This window comes from Bacteroides sp. AM32-11AC, from assembly GCF_003603515.1.
GTDB lineage: Bacteria > Bacteroidota > Bacteroidia > Bacteroidales > Bacteroidaceae > Bacteroides > Bacteroides uniformis.
In genome coordinates, this window is the sequence record NZ_QTNH01000021.1 from 16,888 (window position 1) to 42,625 (window position 25,738).

General features: G+C 47.5%; 21 protein-coding genes. 6 read left to right on the plus strand and 15 right to left on the minus strand.

What is annotated here, in order from left to right; all coding sequences use genetic code 11:
• The first annotated feature begins 4 nt into the window (after nt 1–4).
• Genes DW800_RS18445 through DW800_RS18455 form a run of 4 tightly spaced genes read left to right on the plus strand, consistent with a single transcriptional unit; the run spans nt 5 to nt 3,453 of the window.
• The gene (locus DW800_RS18445) at nt 5–1,408 is read left to right on the plus strand and encodes a sulfatase (protein ID WP_243634929.1); all 1,404 of its coding nucleotides are present in this window, start codon (nt 5–7) and stop codon (nt 1,406–1,408) included.
• A 16-nt stretch (nt 1,409–1,424) separates the two neighbouring features.
• On the plus strand, nt 1,425–1,664 hold the full coding sequence (locus DW800_RS19995; RefSeq protein ID WP_229095737.1) for a hypothetical protein: 240 nt from the start codon (nt 1,425–1,427) through the stop codon (nt 1,662–1,664).
• A gap of 47 nt (nt 1,665–1,711) precedes the next feature.
• Entirely contained in the window at nt 1,712–2,455 is a 744-nt protein-coding gene (locus tag DW800_RS18450; protein WP_369738710.1) for a prolyl oligopeptidase family serine peptidase, read from the plus strand.
• Nucleotides 2,452–3,453, plus strand: a complete 1,002-nt coding sequence (locus tag DW800_RS18455) for a metallophosphoesterase (protein WP_005830571.1) — start codon at nt 2,452–2,454, stop codon at nt 3,451–3,453. Before DW800_RS18450 ends, DW800_RS18455 begins: the two co-directional genes overlap by 4 nt.
• 3 nt (nt 3,454–3,456) lie before the next feature.
• Here the strand turns inward: DW800_RS18455 and DW800_RS18460 are convergent, their stop codons facing one another.
• From DW800_RS18460 to rpoN, 5 genes are all read right to left on the minus strand, one after another.
• A complete protein-coding gene (locus DW800_RS18460) occupies nt 3,457–5,325 on the minus strand; it encodes a 4-hydroxy-3-methylbut-2-en-1-yl diphosphate synthase (protein WP_081029006.1) in 1,869 nt (622 codons plus the stop codon).
• Between the two features lie 114 nt (nt 5,326–5,439).
• Nucleotides 5,440–5,949 (minus strand): 5-(carboxyamino)imidazole ribonucleotide mutase, encoded by a 510-nt coding sequence (purE, locus tag DW800_RS18465; protein ID WP_008662630.1) that lies wholly within the window; start codon nt 5,947–5,949, stop codon nt 5,440–5,442.
• A 116-nt stretch (nt 5,950–6,065) separates the two neighbouring features.
• Nucleotides 6,066–6,446, minus strand: coding sequence for a glycine cleavage system protein GcvH (gcvH, locus tag DW800_RS18470; RefSeq protein WP_005834498.1), 381 nt, complete (start codon nt 6,444–6,446; stop codon nt 6,066–6,068).
• 75 nt (nt 6,447–6,521) lie between these two features.
• Complete coding sequence (locus DW800_RS18475) at nt 6,522–7,184, minus strand: hypothetical protein (protein ID WP_119958258.1); 663 nt, start codon at nt 7,182–7,184, stop codon at nt 6,522–6,524.
• A 93-nt stretch (nt 7,185–7,277) separates the two neighbouring features.
• The gene (gene rpoN, locus DW800_RS18480) at nt 7,278–8,768 is read right to left on the minus strand and encodes an RNA polymerase factor sigma-54 (RefSeq protein ID WP_005830563.1); all 1,491 of its coding nucleotides are present in this window, start codon (nt 8,766–8,768) and stop codon (nt 7,278–7,280) included.
• A gap of 327 nt (nt 8,769–9,095) precedes the next feature.
• On the opposite strand from rpoN, the gene DW800_RS18485 reads away from it, so the two are divergent.
• Complete coding sequence (locus DW800_RS18485) at nt 9,096–10,469, plus strand: aminopeptidase P family protein (RefSeq protein ID WP_057281410.1); 1,374 nt, start codon at nt 9,096–9,098, stop codon at nt 10,467–10,469.
• Between the two features lie 134 nt (nt 10,470–10,603).
• Here the strand turns inward: DW800_RS18485 and DW800_RS18490 are convergent, their stop codons facing one another.
• From DW800_RS18490 to DW800_RS18530, 9 genes are all read right to left on the minus strand, one after another.
• A complete protein-coding gene (locus tag DW800_RS18490) occupies nt 10,604–11,899 on the minus strand; it encodes an HlyD family secretion protein (protein WP_008662637.1) in 1,296 nt (431 codons plus the stop codon).
• Between the two features lie 16 nt (nt 11,900–11,915).
• On the minus strand, nt 11,916–14,102 hold the full coding sequence (locus DW800_RS18495; protein ID WP_057256693.1) for a peptidase domain-containing ABC transporter: 2,187 nt from the start codon (nt 14,100–14,102) through the stop codon (nt 11,916–11,918).
• 9 nt (nt 14,103–14,111) lie between these two features.
• On the minus strand, nt 14,112–15,713 hold the full coding sequence (locus tag DW800_RS18500) for a vitamin K epoxide reductase family protein (RefSeq protein WP_057256692.1): 1,602 nt from the start codon (nt 15,711–15,713) through the stop codon (nt 14,112–14,114).
• Nucleotides 15,714–15,722: 9 nt separating this feature from the next.
• Nucleotides 15,723–17,048 carry a TlpA family protein disulfide reductase gene (locus DW800_RS18505; protein ID WP_371413548.1) on the minus strand — a complete coding sequence of 442 codons (1,326 nt, stop codon included), beginning with the start codon at nt 17,046–17,048 and terminating at the stop codon, nt 15,723–15,725.
• Between the two features lie 322 nt (nt 17,049–17,370).
• Nucleotides 17,371–17,571, minus strand: coding sequence for a TIGR04149 family rSAM-modified RiPP (locus DW800_RS18510; protein WP_080782247.1), 201 nt, complete (start codon nt 17,569–17,571; stop codon nt 17,371–17,373).
• Nucleotides 17,572–17,714: 143 nt separating this feature from the next.
• Nucleotides 17,715–18,128, minus strand: coding sequence for a DUF3244 domain-containing protein (locus tag DW800_RS18515; protein ID WP_008662641.1), 414 nt, complete (start codon nt 18,126–18,128; stop codon nt 17,715–17,717).
• 106 nt (nt 18,129–18,234) lie between these two features.
• On the minus strand, nt 18,235–19,929 hold the full coding sequence (locus DW800_RS18520) for a tetratricopeptide (protein WP_008662642.1): 1,695 nt from the start codon (nt 19,927–19,929) through the stop codon (nt 18,235–18,237).
• A gap of 615 nt (nt 19,930–20,544) precedes the next feature.
• Nucleotides 20,545–22,050 (minus strand): sensor histidine kinase, encoded by a 1,506-nt coding sequence (locus tag DW800_RS18525; protein WP_119958259.1) that lies wholly within the window; start codon nt 22,048–22,050, stop codon nt 20,545–20,547.
• A 42-nt stretch (nt 22,051–22,092) separates the two neighbouring features.
• A complete protein-coding gene (locus tag DW800_RS18530; protein ID WP_005830553.1) occupies nt 22,093–23,766 on the minus strand; it encodes a nucleoside kinase in 1,674 nt (557 codons plus the stop codon).
• An 83-nt stretch (nt 23,767–23,849) separates the two neighbouring features.
• Between DW800_RS18530 and DW800_RS18535 the strand changes: the two genes are divergently transcribed.
• On the plus strand, nt 23,850–25,547 hold the full coding sequence (locus DW800_RS18535; RefSeq protein ID WP_005830551.1) for a Na/Pi cotransporter family protein: 1,698 nt from the start codon (nt 23,850–23,852) through the stop codon (nt 25,545–25,547).
• On the opposite strand, the gene rd is transcribed toward DW800_RS18535, so the two are convergent.
• On the minus strand, nt 25,544–25,705 hold the full coding sequence (rd, locus tag DW800_RS18540) for a rubredoxin (protein WP_005830549.1): 162 nt from the start codon (nt 25,703–25,705) through the stop codon (nt 25,544–25,546). The genes DW800_RS18535 and rd overlap by 4 nt on opposite strands.
• Nucleotides 25,706–25,738 lie beyond the last annotated feature (33 nt).

A 25,738-nucleotide genomic window follows, 5' to 3' on the forward strand; every position in this document is an offset into this window, starting at 1 on the left:
AGTAATGAAACAGATAATACACTCTTTTTTATATGGTAGTACCGTTTGGGCTGCTTGTACTGTATCGCAGGAGGTCAAGGCCGGTGGGATCCCTGTCTCTACCACAGAGGATGGAGATGCTGTTAGCCCAAACATTGTTTGTGTGGTATGTGAAGACATCGGTCCTTGGCTGCACTGTTTCGGTGACAGTGTGGCAGTGACTCCGACTATTGACGCCCTTGCGGCAGAGGGTATACGCTATACCAGCATTTATGGGACAGTGGGTGTTAGTGCTCCTTCGCGTGCGGCACTTATTACGGGAATGTATCCCACGCATATCAATGCCAACTATATGCGTACGCAAGGGGGGCAGATTGCACGTCCACCGGCGGTAACCGGTTACGATATTGTGTTACCCGAGGGAATAAAGTGCTATACCGAGCTGTTGCGTGCCGCTGGTTATTATTGTACGAACAATCCGAAGACCGACTATCAGTTTCTATCGCCTTTGACAGCTTGGGACGAATGCGGTAGGCAGGCGCATTGGCGCAATCGTCCTAAGGGAATGCCTTTTTTCGCTATATTCAATACCCTTGCTTCGCATGAGCAGAAGGTATGGGAAAGTGCAAAGGATACGCTATACGTCTCTCCCGACGATGTGGTACTGCCTCCCTATTATCCTGAGGACAGCATTGTGCGCCGCGACATAGCTGTCATGTACAGCAATATTTACCGCATGGACTGTTTTGTCCGCCAGATGATTGATGAACTGAAGGCTGCAGGCGAGTGGGATAATACTGTTCTTATCTTTTATTCGGATAATGGCGGACCGCTTCCTCGGCAGAAACGTGAAATAACAGAGGTTGGTACCCATATTCCTCTCATTATCCGTTATCCGGACGGACGATTGGCCGGCAGTATTGATGATGGACTTCGCAGTGTCATTGACATTCCACCCACGATTCTTTCATTGGCGGGTATCAAGCCTCCTGCCTATATGGATGGCAAGGCATTTGCTGGGAAATATGCTTCGCCATCGCGGCGCTATGTTTTTGCTGCACGCGACCGTATGGATAAGTGCTATGACCAGCAGGGGGGCGTGCGCGATTGCCGTTATCGTTATATCTGTAATTATACTCCCAATCAGCCCGGCTATCAGCCGGTAGGATTTCGTCTGAACATGCCGATGATGCGCCGTATGCTTCAACTCCATGAAGAAGGCGCACTCGATGAGAATCAAGAAAGCTGGTTTGTCTGGCCCCGTCAGCGTGAAGAGTTCTATGATTTGGAGAAAGACCCTCATGAGATGTGCAATCTGATTAATGATTCGGCTTACCGGAAAGACATTGACCGTTTGCGGAAGGTGTATCGGCAGTGGGAAAGGAAATATTGGCAATGTCGTCCGCTGACAGAACCGGAAATAGTATAAACTATGTGGCCGGACGGTGTACAGCCGCTCGTGTCAGCTCCGCAGATTGTACAGAGGGGGGCAGGTCAAGCTGGAGTGTTCCACTCCTGGAGTCTCTTATGCCTATCAGTTGAATGGTCGGGGACGGAATGGAGAGAAACATTGGAGTCTATATGTTGAGCCGTTTGCTGTCCGTAAAGGAGACCGGGTGGCAGTGCAGGCTTTCCGGGTAGGATATAAGAAAAGTGAGATAGTAAACTTCTTGATTGAACATTAATTTTATAAAATATGAAGAATATAGTTTGTACAGCCTTGATGCTGTTGATGTCTGTGTGTATGTATGCGCAGGAGTTGTATGGAGAGTATGAAAAGAAAGTGTATGTCTCTTCGCAGGGAGATTCGTTGAAGTACCGTTTGCTGCGTCCCGAAGCAGAAAAGGCAGGGAAGAAATATCCGTTGGTGCTTTTTCTGCATGGTGCGGGCGAACGAGGAGATGATAATCAAAAGCAATTGGTGCATGGTGGGCAGATGTGGCTCAATCCGGTGAACAGAGAAGAATATCCGGCTTTTGTATTGGCTCCCCAGTGTCCTAAGGAAGATTATTGGGCTTATGTGGGTCGTCCCAAGTCGTTTGTACCTGGAGAAATGCCCGAGGTACAGGAGCCTACGCGTATATTCCGCACATTGAAGGAGTTGCTGGATACCTATTTGGCTATGCCCCAGGTGGATAAAGACCGGATTTATGTGATGGGACTTTCCATGGGCGGTATGGGGACGTTTGATTTGGCGATACGTTATCCCGAAGTTTTTGCCGCAGCCGTTCCCATCTGTGGTATTGTGAATCCGGCAAGGCTTTCTGCCGCCAAAGACGTGAAGTTCCGTATTTATCACGGAGATGCCGATAACATTGTTCCGGTAGAAGGTTCGCGTCAGGCTTACAAGGCCTTGAAGGCTGCCGGTGCCGATGTTGAGTATATCGAATTCCCTGGAGTCAATCATGGCAGTTGGACACCGGCGTTCAATGATTCTGAGTTTATGGGTTGGCTGTTTAATCAGAAGAAAAAATGATGAGAGTATTGTCTGTTATCGGAATTCTCTTTTTAGGGGGCGCTTTTTTTACTTCTTGCATCACTTCTGGTCGGGTAAGTACTTTTGTGGTATTGCCGGATACGCAGACTTATCTGGAACAATGTCCGGAGGTCTTTGATTCGCAAGTGGACTGGTTGGTTGCCAATCGTAAGAAAATAGATGCCGTGTTCCAAGTGGGAGATTTGACACAAGATAATTCTCCGGTGGAATGGGCGTATATGCAGAAAGCCTTTCATCGTATTAGCCAAGCAGGAATACCTTATTCTGTCGTATGGGGAAATCACGATATTGGCAGTAAGCCCGGTAAGTTTTCGGACGTGCATAACACTGCAATGGCCAACAAGTATTTCCCTCTTTCTGACTATAAGCAGAAGAGTTATTGGGGAGGCAGTGCGGATGGAAAGACATTGGATAACTATTACATAAACCTTAGGTCGGGCGATACCGATTGGCTGGTCTTGAATCTGGAATTCGGGCCTTCTGATGAGGCTCTGCAATGGGCCGATTCCATAGTGGGTATTCATCCGGATAAGCTTGTCATATTGAATACACACGCCTATTTGTATTGTGACAGTACGTTGCATGACGGGAAAGACTGGTGGCGCCCTCAAGGATATGGCATCGGCAAAGAGTCTGGGCGCACAGTGAACGATGGTGCTGGAATCTGGGAGAAATTGCTTCTCAAACATCGCAATGTGATAGCTGTCTTTTGTGGGCATGTCTTGAAAAGCGGAGTCGGCACGCTGGTCTCTATAGGGAAAGAGGGAAATAAAGTGTATCAGATGCTGGCAAACTATCAGCGTGGTGTGGAAGGCAGTAGATTGGGAGGTGAGGGCTACTTACGCATTGTAACTTTTAACCGGAAGACAAGGGAGATAGATGTGAAGACCTATTCGACTTGGAATAAAGCCTACCACCCCTCCGAACATCATAACTTTAAGTTCAGAGAGGTGGACTTTGACGAATATCTGCGCTGAGACTTAAGTCCTTTCAGCGTAATCTCCGTTACTTTTTATCAGTTCTATCAGCTTTTCTACCGCCTCTTCTTCGGGAATGTTCTTTTCGATACACTCCTTCTTCTTGTAGAGGCTGATTTTGCCTCGTCCGGCGCCCACATAGCCGTAGTCGGCGTCTGCCATTTCTCCGGGGCCGTTGACAATGCATCCCATGATTCCTATCTTGAGTCCTTTCAGATGGCCGGTGGCTGCCTTGATACGGGCAATGGTACTTTCCAGGTCGTAGAGGGTGCGTCCGCAGCCGGGACAAGAGATGTATTCGGTCTTGCTGGTACGTACACGTCCGGCTTGCAGGATACCGAAAGCAGTGGCATCCACTACTTTGCCGCTTATGGTTTCTCCTTGGTTGAAGAGAAGGATACCGTCACACAGACCGTCGAAGATGAGTGCTCCCATGTCTGCCGCCGCTTTGATTTGCAGATTTTCCAATTCGCTCTCTGCGTAGTGTTCAAAGAAGACTACCGGGTTCTTCAGGCCTTCCTTCATCATCTGGTGTGCCAGGGCGCGTTGCTCTCCCAACCGGTTGGGATGATTGCTTTGCGAAATCAATACGACTTCCGGATGATACTTCAGGCAGGCGATGGCTTCGTCATTCAGCCCCATATACGTGATGAAGAGGAATTTCAAGGAAGCGCCGCAGCTGCTTAGGAAAGGAAGCTGGTCTCCTTTAAAGGCAGGCCAGGCATTGTCCGGTTCCGTTCTGCCGTTACTGTGCTCCATCCAGACATCGGCATCGATGATGCATTGCATGCCTTCCGGAAGTTGTTCCGGGATGGAACGTCCCGTATAGATATAGTCCGGCATGAATTGCGGATTGAAGTCCATGTCCCCGTCTAAGCGTGCGGCAATGACCACGGGCAGATTGTCTCCGCCGATATTGTGTACGGCGGCAGTCTCGCGGCGGGTGGGAGAGAGATAATTGAATTCCGGCACATCTGCTCCGGGGATATAAGGATGGTCGTGGCGCTGCACGATATAGTCCACCAATTTGCGGGCTACGGGGATTTCCGCCTCCGGAGCTTCGCTCAGGGAAACCCGGATGGTGTCACCCAAGCCGTCTGCCAGCAGGGCGCCGATGCCCAAGGCCGATTTGATGCGTCCGTCTTCTCCGTCTCCGGCTTCCGTTACACCGAGATGCAGCGGGAATCGCATACCTTCCTGCTCCATGACGGCTGCCAGCAAGCGTACTGTCTTTACCATGACCACTGTATTGGATGCCTTGATGGAAATGACCACATCCGTGAAATTCTCTTGTACGCAGATGCGCAGAAACTCCATACAAGATTCCACCATACCTTCCGGTGTATCGCCATAGCGCGACATGATGCGGTCGGATAATGAACCGTGGTTCACGCCGATGCGGATGGCAGTATGGTTCTCCTTGCAGATATTAAGGAAGGGTACAAAGCGGTCGTGTATCTTCTGCAACTCCTGGGCATACTCTTCATCGGTATACTCCAAATGTTTGAAAGTACGTGCTGCATCCACATAGTTTCCCGGATTGATGCGGACTTTTTCTACATACTGCGCTGCTACGTCCGCTACCTTCGGGTTGAAGTGAATGTCGGCCACAAGCGGCACCATATATCCGTCCTGGCGTAGGCCTATGTTGATATTCATCAGGTTTTCAGCCTCTTTGATGCCTTGGGCCGTGAGGCGTACATACTCTCCTCCGGCATCGACAATACGTTTGGCTTGCGCTACACTGGCTTCTGTGTCCTGCGTAGCGGTGTTCGTCATACTTTGTATGCGGATAGGATTGGAGCCGCCCATAGGGGTGGCTCCGATGTTTACTTCTGACGTTTCCCGTCGGGAATAGTTAAATAGATCCACGATGATATTTACAGTTAAAGGATTAAAAGATTTACGATTGGATGATTTACGATGTACGATTGAAGATACCAAGAAGTAATTTCAATCGTACATCGTAAATCATCCAATCGTAAATCAATTGGTTTTGTATTCGTACTTCACCTCCTTCAAGTCCTCATTTGCCTTGACTATTTTCTTTTTCAGCCCTTCTTTATAGGCGGCGAATGTTTCAGCCAATGAGGAATCGCTCAGTGCCAGCATCTGTACGGCAAGGATGGCAGCGTTCATGGCACCATTAATGGCAACGGTGGCTACCGGTATGCCCGGAGGCATCTGGATGATGGAGTAAAGGGCGTCTACGCCATCGAGTACGGACCCTTTTACGGGAACCCCGATTACCGGCAGTGTGGTATTGGCAGCAATGACGCCGGGCAGGGCGGCAGCCATACCGGCAGCGGCAATAATCACTTTAATGCCGCGTTGGCGGGCATTCTTGGCAAATTCCTCCACTGCTTCCGGTGTGCGGTGAGCAGAGAGAGCGTTCATTTCGAACGGTACATGCAGGTCATTGAGCAATTGTGCGGCCTTCTCCATAACGGGGAGGTCGGAAGTGCTGCCCATGATGATGCTAACGATTGGAGACATGAATCTTTAAATTATTAAAGGGTTAATTTTATAAGGGTTAGGGATTAACGATTAGGGGTTAGGGACTGCGCTATCATTCCGTCCGGTGCTAATCGCTAACCCCTAATCCTTTCATTTCATTCGTTTATCAGCGCTTTGTAGGCTTCGGCATCCAGCAGGCTGTCGAAGTCGGCATCAGCGGCGGGTTTGATTTTGATGAGCCAGCCTTCGCCGTATGGGTCCTGGTTTACCAGTTCCGGCTGGTCGGCAAGGGCTTCGTTTTGCTCCAGAATCTCACCGGTTACGGGCAGGAAGAGGTCTGATATGGTTTTTACTACTTCGATGGTACCGAACACTTCGTCGGCAGCCAATGTTTCACCTTCGGTCGGGATGTCGACAAACACAATGTCACCCAGTTGCTCTTGTGCATAATCGGTAATACCTACATAGGCTACATCACCTTCCAGGCGAATCCATTCGTGTTCTTTGGTGTACTTTACATTAGTCGGGAAATTCATGATCATTAGTTTTTAAGGGTTGATACTATGTAAATTAAAAGTTGAAAATTAAAAATTAAAAATTAAACAAGGCTCTTAAAAGAGGAAGATTCGGAACAGTATGTTGCTCAGCGGGTGGAGTACCAGCAGCGAGCAGATAAGCCCTACGGCAAAGCCTCCCATAACTTCGCCCAGGGTGTGGTGTCGCAGGATGATGCGGGCGGTGCCCAACACGCCAGCCACCAGTATAAAGAGGCATAGCCACCATACGGGATTGTAGCTGAACAAGGCACTGAAAGCTACCAGTCCGCCAATTACGGCTCCGGCGCCTGCCATGTGTTCGCTCAGTTTCCATTTTAAGTTGACAATGACGCAGATTATCATCACTACCAGGGCGGAGAGTATGATACCGGTCATGTACCACGGGATATTGAGCCGGTGCATCATGAGCAGGCAGAATACATAAGAAGTGATGGTCAGAATAAAGGGAATGTATCTCCTTTTTCGTTCCACCAGTTCTTCCGGACTGAAACCGTTGATTTTGCGGAAGATGAAGATAGTCAGTGTAGGCATCAGGATGGTGAAGCAATACACCACACCCAATACTATCAACTTGTACTGCAACGGCATGATGCGCAGGTACGAGAATATAAACAGAACCAGAAATGCCAGGAAAGGGATGGAGAACGGTGTGAATACCGTCGAAATCACTTTCGCTGTTCTGATTAAAGTTTTATCTGCTATAATATGCTCTTCCACAACCTAATTTTATTTACGATTTGACTATTTACAATTTACTATTTGAATGCACTAATCTTTAAACCTTAATCCCTAATCGCTCATCCTTTTCTCTCATCTTCTCAGTCTTGCCACGGGGATATTCATCTGTTGGCGATACTTTGCCACCGTGCGGCGGGCTATGGGATAGCCTTTCTCCTTCAGCAGCTCGGTCAGTTCGTCATCGGTCAGAGGCTTTTTCTTGTCCTCGTTGTCAATGCACTCTTTGAGTATCTTGCGTATTTCGCGTACAGACATCTCTTCGCCGTCTTCGGTTGTGTAGCCGTCGTTGAAGAAGAATTTCAGCGGGTAGATGCCGTAGTTGGTCTGTACATACTTGCTGTTGCTCACACGGGAGATGGTCGAGATGTCCAACCCGGTGCGTTCGGCAACATCTTTCAGAATCATGGGGCGGAGTAATGACTCGTCTCCTTCGAGGAAGAAAGGACGTTGCAGGTCTATGATGGCCTGCATGGTAGTCATCAGCGTATTCTGGCGTTGCTTCACGGCATCGATGAAACCTTGTGCGGCATCCATTTTTTGTTTGAGGAACATCATGGCTTCGCGGGACTCCTTAGACTGATTGGCCCGGTTCTTGGTGTGTTCTTCCACCATCTCGGTGAAGTCGCGGCTCATGCGCAATTCCGGTACGTTGCGGTTGTTCAGTGTCACGTTGATGGTACCGTCGTCATAAGTGTCTACCAGGAAGTCGGGCACAATCTGCTGCATGTTCTTGCCGATGGCTTCGCCGAGCGAGGCACCGGGACGGGGATTCAGCTTGCAGATTTCCTTAACGGCTTGTTGCAGGGTATCTTCGCTGATACCTAATTTCTGCATAATCTTGTCCCAATGCTTGCGGGTGAACTCTTCGTAGCACTGGGTAAGAATATCTTCTTCTATATAGTATTGTGGAGGCGAGGGCATGGGCCGTTGCGCTTCCTTACGTCGAATCTGGATGAGCAGGCACTCTTGTAGGGTGCGGGCGCCCAGACCGGCGGGGTCGAAGTCTTGTATAATCTTCAATACTTCTTCCAGCTCTTCGGGAGAAGCGTCGATACCGGCGTAGATGGCGAGTTCGTCGCTGATACTGTCCAGCGATTTGCGCAGCAGGCCATCGTCGTCCAGCGAGCCGATGAGATATTCGGCCAGTTCGCGCTGGTGCGGAGTCAAGTCCTGCTCGCCGAGCTGCTGGCGCAAGGTTTCATAGAAGGAGGTGGCGTCGGAGAAAGGAATTTCTTCTGCCTGCTCCCCTTTGCTGCGGTTGTTCTCCTGCAGCTTGTAGTCGGGGATATCGTCTTCGTTCAGATAATCGCTTAAAGAATCATAGCTAGTGTCTCCACCATCTTCTGAGCCGGTTTCCGCATCGGGTGTGTCGGGGTATTCGTCGCCAGGAGTATCCTCCTTACCCTCTTCCAGTGCCGGATTTTCCAGAAGTTCGGCACGTACGCGGTCCTCTAGTTCCACGGCGGGAAGTTCCAGCAGCTTTACCACCAGAATTTGTTGCGGCGACAGCGTTTGTATCTGCTGTTGCGCTTGGGTCTGTACTTGTCGGGAGCCTTGTGCCATATTTTTATAAATTATTCAATGCACTCATTGTGCATCTTCTTTCAGATATTTACCGCAAAAATAGTGAATAGTTCGATAACACGAAACCTCTCTGATGATATTTAACAAGAAAAGAGAAAACAAACTTTTGCCAATAGCTTGGCAAACTTTTGCCATGCCTATGGCAAGACTTTGCCAACGCGGTGGCAAAACTTTGCCAAAGGCTTGAAAAACGTTGGCAAAATAGTCTTCTGATTATGAACTATATAGATTAATCTCCTTTTTGTATTATCTTCTTTCAAAGATTATCTATATCTTTGTCCTATAACTACTAAAACAAGGAATGTTATGTTTGCTAAAGAAACGTATGTGCAGCGCAGGGCCCAGCTGAAAAAAACGATAGGCTCCGGAGTGTTACTGTTTTTGGGTAACGATGAACAAGGTTTGAACTATGAGGACAATACTTTCCGTTACCGCCAGGATTCCACTTTTCTCTACTATTTTGGCTTGTCGTTTGCCGGGCTGTCAGCTCTCATCGACATAGATGAAGATAAAGAAATCATTTTTGGCGATGAGCTGACCATCGACCATATTGTCTGGATGGGTACCCAGCCCACCCTTCACGAAAAGGCTTCTGCTGTGGGAATTTCCGAAACCCGTCCTTTTGCCGACATCGTCGGTTATCTGCACAAGGCTGTACAGAAGGGACAGACCATCCATTATTTGCCCCCTTATCGTGCCGAGCATAAGTTGAAACTGATGGACTGGCTGGGTGTTCCTCCGGCACGTCAGGAAGGGTCTGTACCGTTTATCCGTGCGGTGGTGGCACAGCGCAACTACAAGTCGGCAGAAGAAATAGCGGAAATAGAAAAGGCATGCGACGTGACTGCTGACATGCACATCACCGCAATGAAGGTGCTTCGTCCGGGCATGTACGAATACGAGGTTGTGGCCGAAATGAACCGTATCGCCGAGATGAACAACTGCGAGCTGTCTTTTGCCACGATTGCTACTGTCAACGGCCAGACCCTGCATAACCACTATCACGGCAACCGGGTGCAACCGGGAGACCTCTTCTTGATTGATGCCGGCGCCGAGCTGCCTTCGGGTTACTGTGGTGACATGTCGTCTACCGTGCCGGCGGACAAGACTTTTACTCCACGCCAGCGTGCCGTTTACGAAATCCAGAACGCCATGCATCTGGAGTCTGTTAAAGCGCTTCGCCCGGGCATTCCCTATATGAAGGTGTACGAGCTTTCCGCCCAAGTGATGGTGGAGGGGCTGAAAGAGCTGGGATTGATGAAGGGCAATGCCGAAGATGCCGTGCGCGAAGGGGCGCATGCCTTGTTTTATCCCCATGGACTGGGCCATATGATGGGGTTGGATGTGCACGATATGGAGAACCTGGGTGAGCTCTGGGTAGGCTATGACGGTCAGCCCAAGAGTACGCAGTTCGGCCGCAAGAGCCAGCGTCTTGCCATCCCTCTGGAACCGGGCTTTGTGCATACGGTTGAGCCGGGCATCTACTTCATCCCCGAGCTGATTGATTTGTGGAGGGGAGAGAAGAAGTTTATGGACTTCATTGACTATGATAAGGTGGAAGAATACCGCAATTTCGGTGGCATCCGCAATGAGGAGGATTATCTGATTACCGAAACGGGAGCGCGCCGCTTGGGTAAGAAGATTCCGCTGACACCGGAAGAGGTGGAGGCATTGCGCTGAATTCATTAAGATATAGAATGATAAAGCCTGCTGCATCTTGTGTGAGGATGCGGCAGGCTTTATTACTTTTCAGGTTTTGTGGAAAGTTCATATACCGAAAAGTTTTAATTATACTTCAAACTTTCACTGTCCTTTTACAGATACTTCTCCCACAAATACCTCAGCGGACTGAGCAACCTCTCGGTCACGCTCCGTTCGTCTGTCATCACTTCTGCCGTACCGGTCAGCTCTCCTTTGAATTCCAGCTGTTTGCCGTAGGAAGTGCATAAGTCTTGCGGCAGGCTTACGGTGACGGTATAGGCGCTTTCCTCATCAGCCAATAACGAGACAATTGTCACTTTCCCCGTCAAGAAACCGAATTCCATGTATGGATAACCGGTTACGCTGATGTTTACCCGTTGTCCGGCCATTACCTTTCCCGAACCTCCGGCGGGAAGTTTTATTTTTCCGATGATGTTTCCCGGGTCTTTGGCTACGATGGAGAACACTTTGTCTCCGCTACCGACGTTCTGGTTCTTTTGCCAGATGTGGTTGTAGGAGAGTATGCCGCTTGCCGGACTGATGAAGAGACAAGTCAACTCCCAATCATTGATGCTTACCAGCAATTCGTTGTAGGCTGTCTGCAGGGCTATATTCAGATTGTTGGACTCCCGGCTTTGCTCCATTTGTGTCTCGATGATACTCTGTTGCAACTGCGCTTCCTGTATTCTGGCGGAAGACAGTGAGGTCATCAGCTGTTCCCGATTCTGCTGCTTGTTGAGGAATGTCTGTTTAGCTTCCTCGTATTCCGACTGGGCAGTCAGCCCCTCATCGAAGAGTTTCTTCTCGCGGTTGTGTACGGTAGATGCTATCCGCACTTGTTCCTTGTCCAGTTCCGCTTGTCTGTTCAGGTGGGCGATGTAGTTGCGGTATTCCTGCAACTCCCGGCGGGTGGCCTCCACCTTCTGCTCATAGAGGTTCAAGGAGAGGAAGTTGCGGTAGTCCGTCAGGCTTTTCAAGAAAGAGGCGTAGGCATTCTGTATGCTTCCCAGGGACAGCTTTTCCGGGAACTGCCCGGCGCAGGCGCTGCTGTCTGCCGGATTGAAGGATGCCAGCTGCCTTTTCAGGCGCAGCACGTCTTCCGTCACGGCAGGATTCTCCAGTACGGCGATGATGTTTCCCGTCCACACGGAATCCCGGTCCTTGTGGTACACCTCCTTTATTTTCCCGCTTCCCCGTGCCACCATCCATATCGGCGGATGTTCGGTGGTGATGGTAATGGATGCACTTATCACGTCGGGATATTTAAAGAAACACCCGCCTATGAAGAAGAGTGCCAGCACCACGAAGAACACCGTGATGCCCCATCGTACCAGTGCATGCGGCGGACGGGTCAGTATCTCCTGCACCTCCTCACTCCGCAATTCTATGTCCTTCCTCCCATTTTCCATTTTCAACTTTCCATTCTCAAAGCTCCAGCTGATTCTTCACCAACCCGTAATACCTTCCTTCCCTCGCTATCAGTTCCTCGTGCGTCCCCGTTTCCGCTATCCGTCCCTGCTCTATCACCACTATCCGGTCTGCATCCCGCACGGTGCTCAGCCGATGCGCCACCACTACCGATGTCCTGCCTTCAAAAAAGCGTTGCAGGTTATCCATGATGATGCGCTCGTTGTTGGCATCCAGTGCGTTGGTGGCCTCGTCGAAGAAGATGAATTCCGGACTCTTGTACACGGCACGGGCGATGAGTATGCGCTGTTTCTGTCCCTGGCTCAATCCGTGCCCTTCCTGGCCAATCCGGGTGTTGTAGCCTAATGGAAGTTCTTCGATGAATCCGTGTATGTTCGCCACTTCCGCCGCATGGCGCAGGCGTTCCTTGTCGATGTGCTCCACGCCGGGGGCGATGTTGCCGGCAATGCTGTCCGAAAAGATGACCCCGTCCTGCATCACCACGCCGCACCGCTTGCGCCACTCGCGGATGCTGAAGTTCTCCAGCGGAGTGTCGCCCAGCAGGATTTGACCGCCGGCAGGAGGATAGAATCCCAGCAGCAGCTTCACCAGTGTGGTTTTTCCGCTTCCGCTCATGCCTACGATGGCAGTCTGCCTGCCCGATGCGATTTCCAGACTGATGTTGTCTAAGGTGGGCGTTTCGTTCAACGGGTCGTATTTGAAGCTCATCTTTTCTATCCGCAAGTCTTTCCCGGCGGGTATCTCCCTTATCAGCTCTTTTGTGGGGTCTTCTTCATCGGGGCTGTCGCGCACTTCACCCAGGCGGTTCATGCTGAGGCGAGCATCCTGCATATCGCGGGCAAAGGTGATGAGGTCGTTCACCGGACTGTTCAGCTGCCCGATGATGTACTGCACGGAGAGCATCATGCCCAGCGTCATTTCCCCTTGCACTACGAGCGAGGCCACCAGCCCCGTAATCACGATGTTCTTGGTCTGGTTTATCAGTACCGCTCCCGAGTCTTGATACTGCCTCAACGCCAGGCTTTTGATGTTTACTTTGAACAGCTTTGCCTGTATGCGTTCCCATTCCCACCGTTTCTGCCGTTCGCAGGCGCTCAGCTTTATCTCCTGCATGCCGTTCACCAGTTGCACTACGGTGCTCTGGTTGGCGCTCTGCTGGGCAAAGCGCTTGTGGTCCAGCTCTGCCCGTTTCTTCATGAAGAGCCAGACATAGGCCACGTAGAACGCACTTCCTCCCATAAAGATAAGGAATATCATGCCGTTGTACAGCAACAGCACAATGCTGAAAACAAGCAGGTTGAACATGGAGAACACCACGCTGAGGCTGCTTCCGGTCAGGAAGTTCTGTATGCGCGTGTGGTCGTTGATGCGTTGCAGGATGTCGCCCGTCATCTTGGTGTCGAAGTAGCCCATGGGGAGCTTCATCATCTTGACGAGGAAGTCCGAAATTAGGGCGATGTTGATGCGTGTGCCCAGATGCAGCAATATCCATCCGCGTATGAACTCCACGGCGCTGCTGCTGAAGGAGAGCATCAGCTGGGCAATGAGTACCAGGTAGATGAAGCCGAGGTTCCGGTTGTTGATGCCGAAGTCCACGATGCTCTGCGTGAGGAAGGGGAGCATCAGCTGTGTCATGCTGCCCAATAGCAGTCCCAGCAGCAGTTGTCCCACCAGTTGCTTGTAGGGGCGCAGGTAAGAATAGAGGAAGCCGAAGCCTTTATAGTCTGTCTTTTCCCCCTCATCCTCTTGTGCATAGAATTCCGGTGTAGGTTCCAGCAACAGTGCCACTCCCGTATCTTCTCCGTCCTTCTTGGCACTGAGCCAGCAACGGCAGAATTCTTCCCGGGTGTATTTCAGCTTGCCTGCTCCGGGGTCGGCCACCCATACATGCTTGTTGTTCATCCGGTAGACCACAACGAAATGCTGCTGGTTCCAGTGGACGATGCAAGGTAAAGGGGCTTCTTGCAGCATTTCGTAGCTCACTTGCACACAGATGCTCCGAAATCCAATCTTCTCAGCCGCTTCGCTGATACCCAGCATGGAAACACCTTCGCGAGTGATGAATGACTTTTCCCTCAAACCTTCCAAAGAATAGCGCTTGCCATAGAAAGCGGACACCATGCGCAGGCAGGTGGGACCGCAGTCCATGACATCGTGCTGGGAGTAGTGAGGGAAGGATTTCATTTAATTTCATTAACTATATAAGTAGTCTATATCTTTAATGTTGTAATAGTTTGGCAGTTTATTCCCGTTAATAAATAGGATGGGTGTACTGTAAAGCTTGTGGTTTCTGCACCATTTTTCTTGCGCATTAAGATAAGAATCGTATTGAGGAGCTTCTTGCAAAAACTTAGTATCCTGCATGATTTTATTCTTGCTGATAGGGTAGTCATCAACATACTTTTGTAATATGGTTATGAATTGTTCAGGAGACTTTTGATAATCAGAGAGTAAGTGTTTAGCTATTATTAAAGACTCCGGATGTTTCTTTTTGTCCAACAAGAATATCAAATCCAACTTGATGTTATCTTTTCTTTGAAGAATTCGCATCAGTATTTGCAGCTCTTTTATACAAGAAACGCAGATAGGACTGAAAACTACAGTAAGACAAGTCTCTGCATTTGTGTTCCCTATAGACAATTTGCTCACCTCGTCTATATCCGTAAGATGAAGCTCTTGTTGGAAAAGGTATTGTATAATATTCTCATCGTATATAAGCTCGTTGAATTTCTTTTTCAAGGCAGTATATTCCTTTTGAGAAGCAATTAACGGTTTAGTGACTGCATAAGTAGATGCTGTAACCAAGAATATCATTATAATATCTATTACGGATTTAGTGTTTAATAGTTCGTAAATGCCATTGATTGTTATGGTACATATACTTAATATAAACAAGAAGATAAAAATAGCTTGTACAGAAAGGCAAAGTGTGCACCATTTTTGTGCTACAAATTTTTGATAGAAGAGTGAATAACACACATATCCAATGCTGAATAAGGAGAGGATGTTGATAAACGCTTGTGATGTGCCGAATGGTAAAACTAATAATATGGTCAAAAGAGATGTAAAATATACAAATCCTATGTCGCTCCAGGAAGCAAGCCCCATAAAATAAGCATCTTTGAAATCTAATATAGATGAGCAATCTATGTTACTTTTGCTCCCATTAGATGAGCACAATCTTTTTATGTGTACATTATATTTATCTATTTGTTCTATAAACAAAAGAATAGACGTGCCCAATCCTCCTAATAGAACTAAAAGATAGACATAAAAAAGGATATCTCCTACTCCTTTTAAAATTAGTGAATAAGTACATAGGGCTACTAAGCACAATATGAGAAAGGGGTACTTGGCTAATTTGATAAAGAGGTCAAGTTTACTTTTTGATGGTATGTTGATTTTTCCCGGCAGATTATCAATAATGAGAATGTTGCCGTCCCACATTTTTTCAAAATCTTCTTTTTTTATACTTTCTTCTTTTCCCTTCTCGTCAATGATTTGAACGGATTCGGCGGTGGCTTTTGTTATGAATAAGAATAAGTCTACATTCGTTACACCGTGGACAATGAAAGGAGCAGGCATGTTTGTCAGTTCTTCATAACTGGTATGTATGGCAAAACTATCTTTGCCCATTCTGTGCAATATATATTGGAAAGAAAGGAAACTGGGAAAATCCGGGTGTTCTTTCAATATTTGATATAATGCAGCAGAGTACTTGACACCATAATGATTTGTGATGATCTTTAGAATGCTCCTTACATTGTCTTTTATTATTTTCTGATGTGCATTCATGCCGTTAATTTATTGCCTTAAATATTTCTCTATTATTGTTGTAACTTGTTTGTCGCTTGGCCTTGGGGCATTCATTTCGACAAGGCTGCCCTGCTTGTCAAAAATGATATAGCGAGGAATCAGATCTAACTTTATTGCTTCCAAGGTCTTGCTGTTTTTGGAGTTGGTGATGATGAAATTGTTTTCTATCTCCGCTAAGCCTTCTTGCTTTGCCGCCTTTTTCCAGCTACTTTTCGTATCTTTGTAGGCCAGGTAAACAAATGCCACGTCTTTCCCTTTATATAACTCCCTGAGTTTTGCCGAAGGAACCATTTCTTCACGGCATGGTACACACCAACTTGACCAGAAATCCACATAGATTACTTTGCCTTTGTGCTTTTTCAGTAGCAGGCTTAGGTTGGTAGTCTTGCCTTGAATGTCCTCCAGCAGTAATTGGTTGGCATCGGCAGAGAGGTTGTATTGCTCTTTGATATTGTTGTATAGCGTTGTATCTTGGGTGATATGGAGATATTTGTCGAGATAGTGATTGACGTCTTGTGCGGAAAAATTCTCGCTGATTTCCTTGATGCAACGTTTAAGCAGGATTTGCATTGATTTGGGTTGGAACGGTTTGGCAGATAGTTCCTCGAAGGTTTGTCGCCAGTCCTTATTTCCTCCTTGGGTTTTACGTATCGTCGGGATATGTTGGTTGGTAAACCAAAGGTAGTAGTCCAGATATTCGTGGTATGAAGGATAGGAGGCGTACTCATCGGAAATGCCGGCTTCCATTTGGCGATAGAAGGTGGTGTCTTCATTCAACATCCGCTGGGATTCATAGTCTTTCAGTTCAAGCAGTTGTTGATAGTGATTGTATGCCTTGTCCGAGATGATTTGCTGCTTCTTAAAGAGGTTGATAGTGTCTGTATATGCTGCTTTGTAACTATTGAACATAGAATGCAACGAGTCCAAAGGACAATAATCCATTATTAATGAAGTCCAGTTGTTGGCTCGTATCACGTCAATGCTTTGGGCAATCCGTACCCAGTCGCTTCCCAAACATGTTTTTGCTTCTAAGCCGGAGTGTGTCCTCCCTTTGCGCAGTTCATAGTTCATATTATAGATTCTATTGCGTTCCAGGTGATGTTTGCTGCTTAAAATTGGGTAATCGAGGCTGTCCATAGAGACAGTGACAGTATCTCCTTGTATTAAAGGGTAATAGATGAACTCAAAATCTCTATAGTTCAGGGCTAACTCCTTAAAGTCTTCGGACGACTGTAGGGTTATAGTGTCGAAATCTGCTTCCGGCATATATTCCTTAAGTATTTCCGTATTGTCGGTATAGAGAGCTTTAGGCATGAGTGTATGTTTTATCCCTCCAGGGGTTTTGTATGGTTTGGGATGGTAATGGTCGAAGCACACTACTATATTCTTTTCGTCCTTTTGGGTGGCGACATGATGCTGTTGACAAGATGAAAGACTTATTATTAAAAGGAAGACAATGCATATAATCATAGGACTATAGATTTGGTTTGCAATAAAAAAATGAAATAATAGGTATGCAGGATAAGTGAAATAACTTGCTGCTTAAAAAAACTTTCACTTGTAGAGTTATGGCTGTGACAAGTGAATAGGAGAACAGTTAATCAAACAAATTCTCCTATTCAAAAGCAAACCATTGTTATCCGCAGTAGCTACTTGATCCGCAACTGTCGCAGCACCAATGCCCTTCTTCTGTGGCCATATGCATGGCCTGAGCCTTACTTACACCACATTTCACAGTACCGGTTGGCGATTTGTAACCGCAAGTTCCGGAACCTCCTTTAATGGCTCTCATTTGGTTCTTGCTGAGAGCTTTCGTTTTTAACACATTAAAGTTCATAATGTCTGGGATTAATTTTATTCTACTCTATTAGGGCTTTTCGATTCCGCCTATATTTGGTGCACAAAATATCACAATTTAAAATGGTCTCTATAAAAGTGTATTCAATCTCTAATATGAATTATTTCTATAATAGATACTGCTTATAGTGAAAAACTTCCTGTCAAAAGTGTATCCTCTGTTTCAATCTCAATGAGATAGTTGCCGGTGCTTTCGCCGTTCAGGTCTATATTGAGGGCAGCAGGACTGCTGTGTGTTTCCGAATAGACGGTTTCACCGGTAGATTCATTGGTGATAGTGACATTGACAACTGCAATGTCTCCATTGAAGCTGACATTCACTACATTATTATATAGGTAAGCATCGGCTATCGGTCGTTGGATGCTGCGTTTGATGGGAAGTCCTTCCTCGCTTGTACTTCCGGTTCTATCTTTGGGTTTTATCGGATAGCTTGTCAGTACAATCGTTTCCGCATTGGTTTGGCATTCCCGGGCAGTCGAAGTGGAAAGGCCGTTGCAGAAGAATAAGATAAAGATTAATGCTTTCAGTGCTTTCATAAATAAGTGTTTTTATCGTTTCTTGTGCTACAAAGTTAGGGATTCGGATGATTCACCACTGCCCAAAAAGTGCCCAATTTTCATCTTGGAGTGCCCAAAAAGTGCCTTAATTACTACTTTTCAACTGTTCTGCCAGAGAAAACAGCACATTTTTCAATGAAAGTCCTTGAGGTGCTCCCATTTTCAATAGGATATTCTTCGTTCTTGCCTGGATGGTACTGCGGGATTGTATATGAAGGAAATGCCCCATATGTATGACGGGAACTTGCGCCAAATAGAGGCAGCATATCCGAATTTCTTCTGCAGACAGATTGTATCTTTCATCAAGATAGGTGATGATTCCATACCATCCGGCATTTGTAAGGGCTATGAACTGGCTCCACTCTTCTTCATTCAGGTTCTCTTTTGTCTCTACTTTTTGAAGCTCTTTGGTTATCCGGGACACTTTGGCGTAGAGTGCAGAAGTCTTGTATTCTTCTTGTCCATGAGCCGGTTTTTTCACAACCGGTCGGCTGACTTTTTCTTGCAAGGCTGCATTTTCCCGTTCTTTTTCGGCAAATGCTTGTTTCCTCTTTAAGTTCGCCTTGGCAATTTCGGCCTGCAGCGTTTCTTCCCATTCTTTCTTTTCGGCTTTATGCTGCAGGTGTTTCTTCCTGAAATAGAATATGCAGATGAAACTTATAGCGAGAAAAACAACACTTGTTGTATATATATAAAGAGTGCTCCGCTTGACTATTGTATTGCTGTTATTCCTTTCACGGGCAATTATGGTATTGAGAATGTCATGCCCTTGCTGATTAATTTGTGCACTGTCCTGATACATTGTTCGCTTTCTTTCCAGAAGAATGGATGTTTCCATATCTCCTTTTGCTTGTGCTATCTCCGACAAACGCATACAAGCATCTGCTTTGGTGTCGTAGTATCTTTCTGCTTTGAGTATTTTTTGCAGGAAAATGTCGGCGGAATCATACTGACCGTTCAGGAAATAGGCATTGCCAAGTAGTAGGAATGTCCTATAGCAGTGCAGGGTATCTTTCAAACCAGAATAGTTGAGGCGTGCATACTGCAATGCTTGTCCCGGCTTGGGCATAAGATTGTAAAGCATACTCAAAGAGTGGTAGATAGGAACTAATACCATACTATCAGAAAAAGCTTTTCCAATAGACAAGGCTTGCTGCATCTGCTGTTCTGCTTTTGGGTAATAATTTTTTCCTTGTGTAAGACTTATCATTCCACGTTGTGATAAAGTATAGCATAAAGAAGTGGTGTCTTTTTGCGATTTTGCCAATAATTCTGCCCGTTGGTAGATAGAATCTGCTTCGGAATTAAGGCCTTGTGTATAGTACAGATAGCCGAGGTTGCTGTATAAGGAGGTTTTTAGCTCTGCGTTTCCTGGGTGGTCGTTGATATGCGACAAGGCTATGGCGTACTTGTCTATGGCTCCGGAATAGTCGTTCTGGTCTCTATAAAGACTTCCCCAATAGTAGTATGCCCGTGCTTGCAGTGGGGCATCCTCATGCGTGTCATAGTAGCGCACGGCCACTTGTATCAGCGAATCATCCGTCTGCCGGATGTAATTCTTGTCCCGTGCCTGTGTCAGCAGCAGTGCATGGTAGGCGCGGTCTGCTTTTGTGCTCAGGTTCTTGGTTGATATGCCTTGCAGCATGTGCAGTGCGCTGTCCGGGCGTGAGGCCATCAGCGAGTCTGCTTGTACCAATGTTGTATTGTAGTCTGTCTTTCCGGTGCAGGCTGTCAATAATGCGGCCAGTATGGCTATGAGGGCTATGGTTCGTTTTTTCATGTGGCTTGCAGCTTGATGCACTGCAAAAATAATGTTTTTTGTTTAGCTTGTCCTTGTCTGTTTGCCTTTTTTTCAAAGAACGGATACTGTCAATAAGCAACTTCAGGCTTCTCATTCCCTTTGTGGAACTTTCAATTTGAACCGTATTCATCGTGTGCTGTGCAGGGTTTCTTTGTGTTCCGCATACGTGTTTCTCCCGAAAAGCCCTTTGATTTGCCAATGCTCCACTGTAGTGAACAAGTCGGCCCACTAAGGTGAACGAATCGGCTCACCAAGGTGAACAAATCAGACCACTTGGGTGAGCCGTTGTCAATACCCTGCGTTTGGCACAAGAAATGTATATGCTTTTCTTAATAAAGGACGGGGGAGAGGTGGACGAAAGCCCGTGCGTCTTGAGGGGAGTGACAGCAAGCAACCGGGTGAACTGAAAAGAGTGAGGGCAAATTTTGCCCTCACTCTTTTTATTTGCTCTCACTCACCGCTGCAATGCCGATGAGCAGGGCGTTTCAGGAAAGCGGTGAGGGCAGTGAGGGCAGGTTTGCAAACTTTTTTTTCTTTTGCTTGAGTTCAGCTTCCTCGCTGCTGAATTCCACTCTATTCTGTACCGACCTGCCGTTAAGCGTGCAGTTCTAGTACAAACCGTGCTCCCTTGTTGTAGCTGCTGTCTAGTGTCAAGCTGCCGTTCATCTTGGTGGCAATCAGTGAGCAGATGGGGAGTCCCAGGCCGTCGCCTTGCGTCAGGTCTTTCACTTCGGTGAAAGGCTTGAAGATGTTTTCGCGTTGCTCCTCGGGGATACCGCAACCGGTGTCGCTGATGATGAACTGGTGGGTGTGCGCACCGCGTTTCTTGAAGTCCAGCCATATTTTTCCTCCGGCAGGGGTGTACTCGGCGGCGTTTTCCAACAAATGCAGCAAGACGCGTTCCAGTTGCTCAGGGTTGATTTTTACATTCAATTTGGGGGCATTCACGGTCAGGGTGACATCTTCTTGTGTCATTCCTTTGATTTTGTCCATGATGCCTTCACAGAAAGTGGAGATATTCTTCTCCTGCACTTCGTAGGGTTCGGACAAGGTGGTTTCCAATTCGGACAGTTCCTGGATATGGTTGGAGAATGCATGCAGGGCTTTTACGCCCGGCAGTGAGGCGTCGAGCGTGTCCAGTGTCGGTTCCATTTGGGCGGAAATGTTCTGGATAAATTTGGTTTTCAGCTCATTGTGCTCATTAGCAATGCTGATGGCCTTCTTCTGTTTACGGGTGAGGATGATGAAACGCAGCAATACGATGGCGCCGAATACCAGTGCGGCGGCAAGGATGGCGGCGAGTATGCAAAGCCCGATGATGATGTACTGCTTGGCGCTTAGGGAATCATCTTTCTCCTGGATAGTGGCCAGGCTTTCATCGTATTTCTTCTTCAGGGCGTTCAGTTCCTCTTGGGCGGTAAGCGCCTTTACGGAGTCGGTCCATAGGATGTACTTGTCGTAGGTGCGTGCCACCAGTCCGGCATTGTTTGCTTTGCGGGCGATACTGATAAGAGTCTTGTAGCATTCGTCTACTTTGGCGTAGTTCTTCTGTTCCTTATATTGCCCTATCAGGCGGTTGGTAGCCGCATCACCTTGTGTGTTCATGCCGAAGGTGTAGTAATAGTTGGCCTGCGTATAAAGCAGGTCGTTGCTCAGAGAGTCGTTGTGAAAGGCTTTGGCGGTCTCTTCCAGTTTGGTCAGCTGTTCCTTGGCACGTGCGGGATTTTTCAGGTTGATGTACATCTGCAGGCGTTCCTTGTTGATGCGGAAACGTAGGTTGGGCATGGCCTTGCCCGTTTTCTGTTCGCCGGTTGCCACCACTTGCTCGGCACCGCGCAGCAGTTCAAAAGCTTCTTTATAGTAATTCTCCCGATGGTAGAGGGCGCTGGCATTGACGCCGCATTCCACTGCCTGGACATACTTGTCTTGCGTGGCAAAGGCATTGTAGGCTTGCAGGAATAGATAGCGGGCTTTGATATATTCTTTTTTCGTAAGATTTTCTTGTGCTTGTTTCATCAATTCGTCTGCACGGTTTTGCGCATGGAGTTGAGTAAAGATGCAGAAAGTCGCTAAGAGAAGTGTCGAAATAATTTTTTTCATATGTACGTTTGTTTTATTTGCTCACAAAGTTAGAATAAAAACTTAGTATTTGAAGCTGCTGCCTCCTAAAAATTCTCTTAGCAAGGATGTCGGTGGAATTTCTTTGTCCTGTACGGGGGTGAAATATTTGATGAATTTCAGCAACCGGTAGGCTTCTGCGTATTCCGGACAGTTCCGTGGAACACTGGTAAGGATGGGCTCTGCGTGGCAGCGGAGCACGGCGAATTCGAACAAGAGGGCGGAGTTGAACATAACGTCGGCATTTTCCTGGTAGGGGAATATCCATTTGTCCTCGCCGGCGCGTACACTGGGCCAGCGTGAAATGGTCTCTTGTGCCGAGTAGCCGCGGTAGTTGAAGTCGCGGATGATGCGGCGCAGCAGGCGGTTGTCCGTGGTGGGAATCCAGTTGTGGTCGTCCAGCGAGATGGTGGTCAGGGCAGATACATAAATCTTGTATTTGCTGGCGGCGGGAATCTGTGGTGTCAGTTCAGGGTTCAGGGCATGGATTCCTTCCAGGATGAGGATGGTATGCTCGTCGATGCGCAGCTTGTCTCCCTTGTACTCTTTCTTCCCGAGGTTGAAGTTGAAGCGGGGCAGCTCCACTTCTTCGCCCCGGAGCAATGCTTGTAATTGGGTGTTGAAGAGCTCAAGGTCGAGGGCATAGAGCGATTCGTAATCGTAATTGCCGTTCTCATCGCGCGGGGTGTCTTCACGGTCTACGAAGTAGTTGTCCAGCGAGATGGGGTAAGGACGCAGGCCGTTGGTCATCAGCTGCACGCTGAGGCGTTTGCTGAAAGTGGTTTTTCCGGAAGACGAGGGGCCGGAGATGAGCACGAGCTTCACCCGGTTTCCGTTTTCGCCGCGGTGGTAGATGTCATCGGCAATCTGGGCTATCTTTTTTTCCTGCAGGGCTTCGGCCACGTTGATGAGGTCGGTGGCATGGCCTTCCTCGCAAGCCATGTTGAAGTCGCCTACGTTGCCCAGTCCCATAATGTAGTTCCAGCGCAGGTGTTCCTTGAATACGTCGAGCATTTTCTCTTGTTTCACCACTTCTTCCAGGACATCGGGGTTTGCCCGGTTGGGGATGCGTAGCAGCAGGCCGTCGTAATACTTCACGATATCGAACAGCCAGATGTATCCGGTACTGGGCAACAGGTTGCCGTAGTAGTAGTCTACGGTGTCGCCCAGTGTGTAGTAATAGGTATATAGCGAGCCGGAAGTTTCCAGCAGCTTCACTTTGTCGTTCATGCCCCGTTCGTTGAAGATGCGTACAGCCTCGGTGGTGTGGCATTCTACACGGTGGTAGGGGATGTTCTCGGCAATGATTTCCTGCATCCGCTTCTTGATGGCTGCCACATCTTCCAGCTCTATGGGGCGGCCGATGCGCAGGTTGCAGAAGTAACCTTTGGATACCGGATGCTCTACGAACAGTTTTCCTTCCGGAAACAGCTCGCTGACAGCTTTGTAAAGAATGAAGCAGAGGGAACGGACATAGGTGCGCATACCTGAGGAGTCGCGTATGTCGAGAAATTCTACATCCTTATTGTTGTATACACGGAAATTCAGCCCTTCGGAACGGTTGTTGACCTTTGCACTGACTACCTGATAGGGGAAATTTAGATTAAAACCGTAATAAATATCCAAAAGTGAGCTCCCTATAGGGAATTCTTTAGAAATATTATTATTTTTGCAACAAATTTGTAACATGTGTTTCATGATGTCTCGTTTTTAGTGGGTTGACACGTTAAATATAGGACATTATAACACGTGAAGGAATGAAACACCTTAAATAATTAAAGATGGAATATTCTTTTTATGATTTTTTAAAGCTACTCGGCTCATTGGCACTGTTTCTTTACGGAATGAAGATTATGAGTGAGGGGCTTCAAAAATTTGCCGGTGACAGACTGCGGAAGATATTGACCGCAATGACAACCAACAGAGTGACCGGTATGTTGACGGGCGTGCTGATTACAGCACTTGTACAATCTTCCTCTGCAACCACGGTGATGGTTGTAAGTTTTGTCAATGCGGGGTTGTTAACGCTTTCACAGTCCATAGGTGTCATAATGGGTGCTAATATCGGTACGACTGTTACGGCATGGATTATTTCAGCTTTAGGTTTCAAGGTGGACATTGCCGCCTTTGCTCTTCCTCTTCTTGCTTTCGGCATTCCTCTCCTCTTCTCTCAAAAAAGTAACCGCAAGTCTGTCGGTGAATTTATTTTCGGTTTCTCATTCTTGTTCATGGGGCTTTCCTATTTGAAAAACAATGCTCCTGACTTGAGCCAAAATCCTGATATGCTGTCATTTGTGCAGGACTATACCGACATGGGCTTTATCTCCATACTTCTTTTTGTGGGTATCGGTACGGTGTTGACCATGATTGTGCAGGCATCTGCGGCAACTATGGCCATTACGCTTATTATGTGCGCCAACGGCTGGATTAGTTTCGAATTGGGGGCAGCACTGGTTTTGGGAGAGAATATCGGTACAACCATCACGGCAAACCTTGCGGCGCTGACCGGTAATACGCAGGCAAGGCGGGCTGCTTTGGCCCACTTGGTGTTCAATGTGTTTGGTGTGATATGGGTGTTGTGTCTTTTCACCCCCTTTACCGAGGCTGTGTCATGGTTCGTAGAGAACGTGATGGGTACTAAAGATCCGGCTGTGGCCGTATCCTTCAAGCTTTCGGCATTCCATACTTGCTTCAATATCTGCAACGTGCTGATATTGATATGGTTCGTGAAGTTTATCGAACGTACGGTCTGTGCCATTATTCCAATGAAGGAGCAGGACGAGGAATATCGCTTGCGTTTTATCTCGGGCGGTATGCTTTCTACGGCAGAGCTGTCCATCCTGCAGGCAAGCAAGGAAATACATCTTTTTGCCGAACGTACCCGCCGTATGTTCGGAATGGTGCAGGACTTGCTGCATACGGAGAAGGATGATGATTTCAACAAAGTGTTCAGCCGTGTGGAGAAGTACGAGAATATCAGTGACAGCATGGAGCTGGAGATTGCCAATTATCTGAATCAAGTGTCCGAAGGGCGCCTGAGTTCGGAAAGTAAGTTGCAAATACGTGCCATGCTGCGTGAAGTGACGGAGATAGAGAGCATCGGCGACAGCTGCTATAACCTGGCACGTACCATCAACCGCAAGCGCCAGACCAATCAGGATTTCACCGAGAAGCAGTACGAGCATATCCATTTCATGATGAAGCTGACGGATGATGCCTTGGAGCAGATGATTGTCGTGGTGGAACATCCGGAGCATGCAGGCGCGGATGTGAACAAGTCCTTTAATTTGGAGAACGAAATCAATAATTACCGCAATCAGCTGAAGAACCAGAATATCTTGGATGTGAACAACAAAGAATATGATTACCAGATGGGTGTTTACTATATGGACATCATTGCGGAATGTGAAAAGCTGGGCGACTATGTGGTGAATGTAGTGGAAGCCAGCAGCGATATAAAAGAAAAGAAAGCGTCTTAGGACGCTTTCTCAAATTCTTCTTTGCCTACTCCACACAAGGGGCAAACCCAATCTTCGGGAAGGTCTTCGAAAGATGTTCCCGGTTCTATTCCATTTTCAGGGTCGCCCAATTCAGGGTCATAGACATAATCGCATACAGTGCAAATGTACTTTTCCATAAATTTCCTTTTTAGGTTTATTCTCCTATAATA

What these genes read in the sequence shown, in the direction of transcription:
- DW800_RS18450 (WP_369738710.1), top strand. Translation starts at nt 1,712, where the DNA reads ATGTCTGTGTGTATGTATGCGCAGGAGTTGTATGGAGAGTATGAAAAG.
- purE (WP_008662630.1), bottom strand. Translation starts at nt 5,949, where the DNA reads ATGTCTCCAATCGTTAGCATCATCATGGGCAGCACTTCCGACCTCCCC.
- rd (WP_005830549.1), bottom strand. Translation starts at nt 25,705, where the DNA reads ATGGAAAAGTACATTTGCACTGTATGCGATTATGTCTATGACCCTGAA.
- DW800_RS18520 (WP_008662642.1), bottom strand. Translation starts at nt 19,929, where the DNA reads ATGAAAAAACGAACCATAGCCCTCATAGCCATACTGGCCGCATTATTG.
- DW800_RS18535 (WP_005830551.1), top strand. Translation starts at nt 23,850, where the DNA reads ATGGAATATTCTTTTTATGATTTTTTAAAGCTACTCGGCTCATTGGCA.
- rpoN (WP_005830563.1), bottom strand. Translation starts at nt 8,768, where the DNA reads ATGGCACAAGGCTCCCGACAAGTACAGACCCAAGCGCAACAGCAGATA.
- DW800_RS18455 (WP_005830571.1), top strand. Translation starts at nt 2,452, where the DNA reads ATGATGAGAGTATTGTCTGTTATCGGAATTCTCTTTTTAGGGGGCGCT.
- DW800_RS18500 (WP_057256692.1), bottom strand. Translation starts at nt 15,713, where the DNA reads ATGAATGCACATCAGAAAATAATAAAAGACAATGTAAGGAGCATTCTA.
- DW800_RS18525 (WP_119958259.1), bottom strand. Translation starts at nt 22,050, where the DNA reads ATGAAAAAAATTATTTCGACACTTCTCTTAGCGACTTTCTGCATCTTT.
- DW800_RS18495 (WP_057256693.1), bottom strand. Translation starts at nt 14,102, where the DNA reads ATGAAATCCTTCCCTCACTACTCCCAGCACGATGTCATGGACTGCGGT.
- DW800_RS18490 (WP_008662637.1), bottom strand. Translation starts at nt 11,899, where the DNA reads ATGGAAAATGGGAGGAAGGACATAGAATTGCGGAGTGAGGAGGTGCAG.
- DW800_RS18515 (WP_008662641.1), bottom strand. Translation starts at nt 18,128, where the DNA reads ATGAAAGCACTGAAAGCATTAATCTTTATCTTATTCTTCTGCAACGGC.
- DW800_RS18530 (WP_005830553.1), bottom strand. Translation starts at nt 23,766, where the DNA reads ATGAAACACATGTTACAAATTTGTTGCAAAAATAATAATATTTCTAAA.
- gcvH (WP_005834498.1), bottom strand. Translation starts at nt 6,446, where the DNA reads ATGAATTTCCCGACTAATGTAAAGTACACCAAAGAACACGAATGGATT.
- DW800_RS18485 (WP_057281410.1), top strand. Translation starts at nt 9,096, where the DNA reads ATGTTTGCTAAAGAAACGTATGTGCAGCGCAGGGCCCAGCTGAAAAAA.
- DW800_RS18445 (WP_243634929.1), top strand. Translation starts at nt 5, where the DNA reads ATGAAACAGATAATACACTCTTTTTTATATGGTAGTACCGTTTGGGCT.
- DW800_RS18510 (WP_080782247.1), bottom strand. Translation starts at nt 17,571, where the DNA reads ATGAACTTTAATGTGTTAAAAACGAAAGCTCTCAGCAAGAACCAAATG.
- DW800_RS18505 (WP_371413548.1), bottom strand. Translation starts at nt 17,048, where the DNA reads ATGCCTAAAGCTCTCTATACCGACAATACGGAAATACTTAAGGAATAT.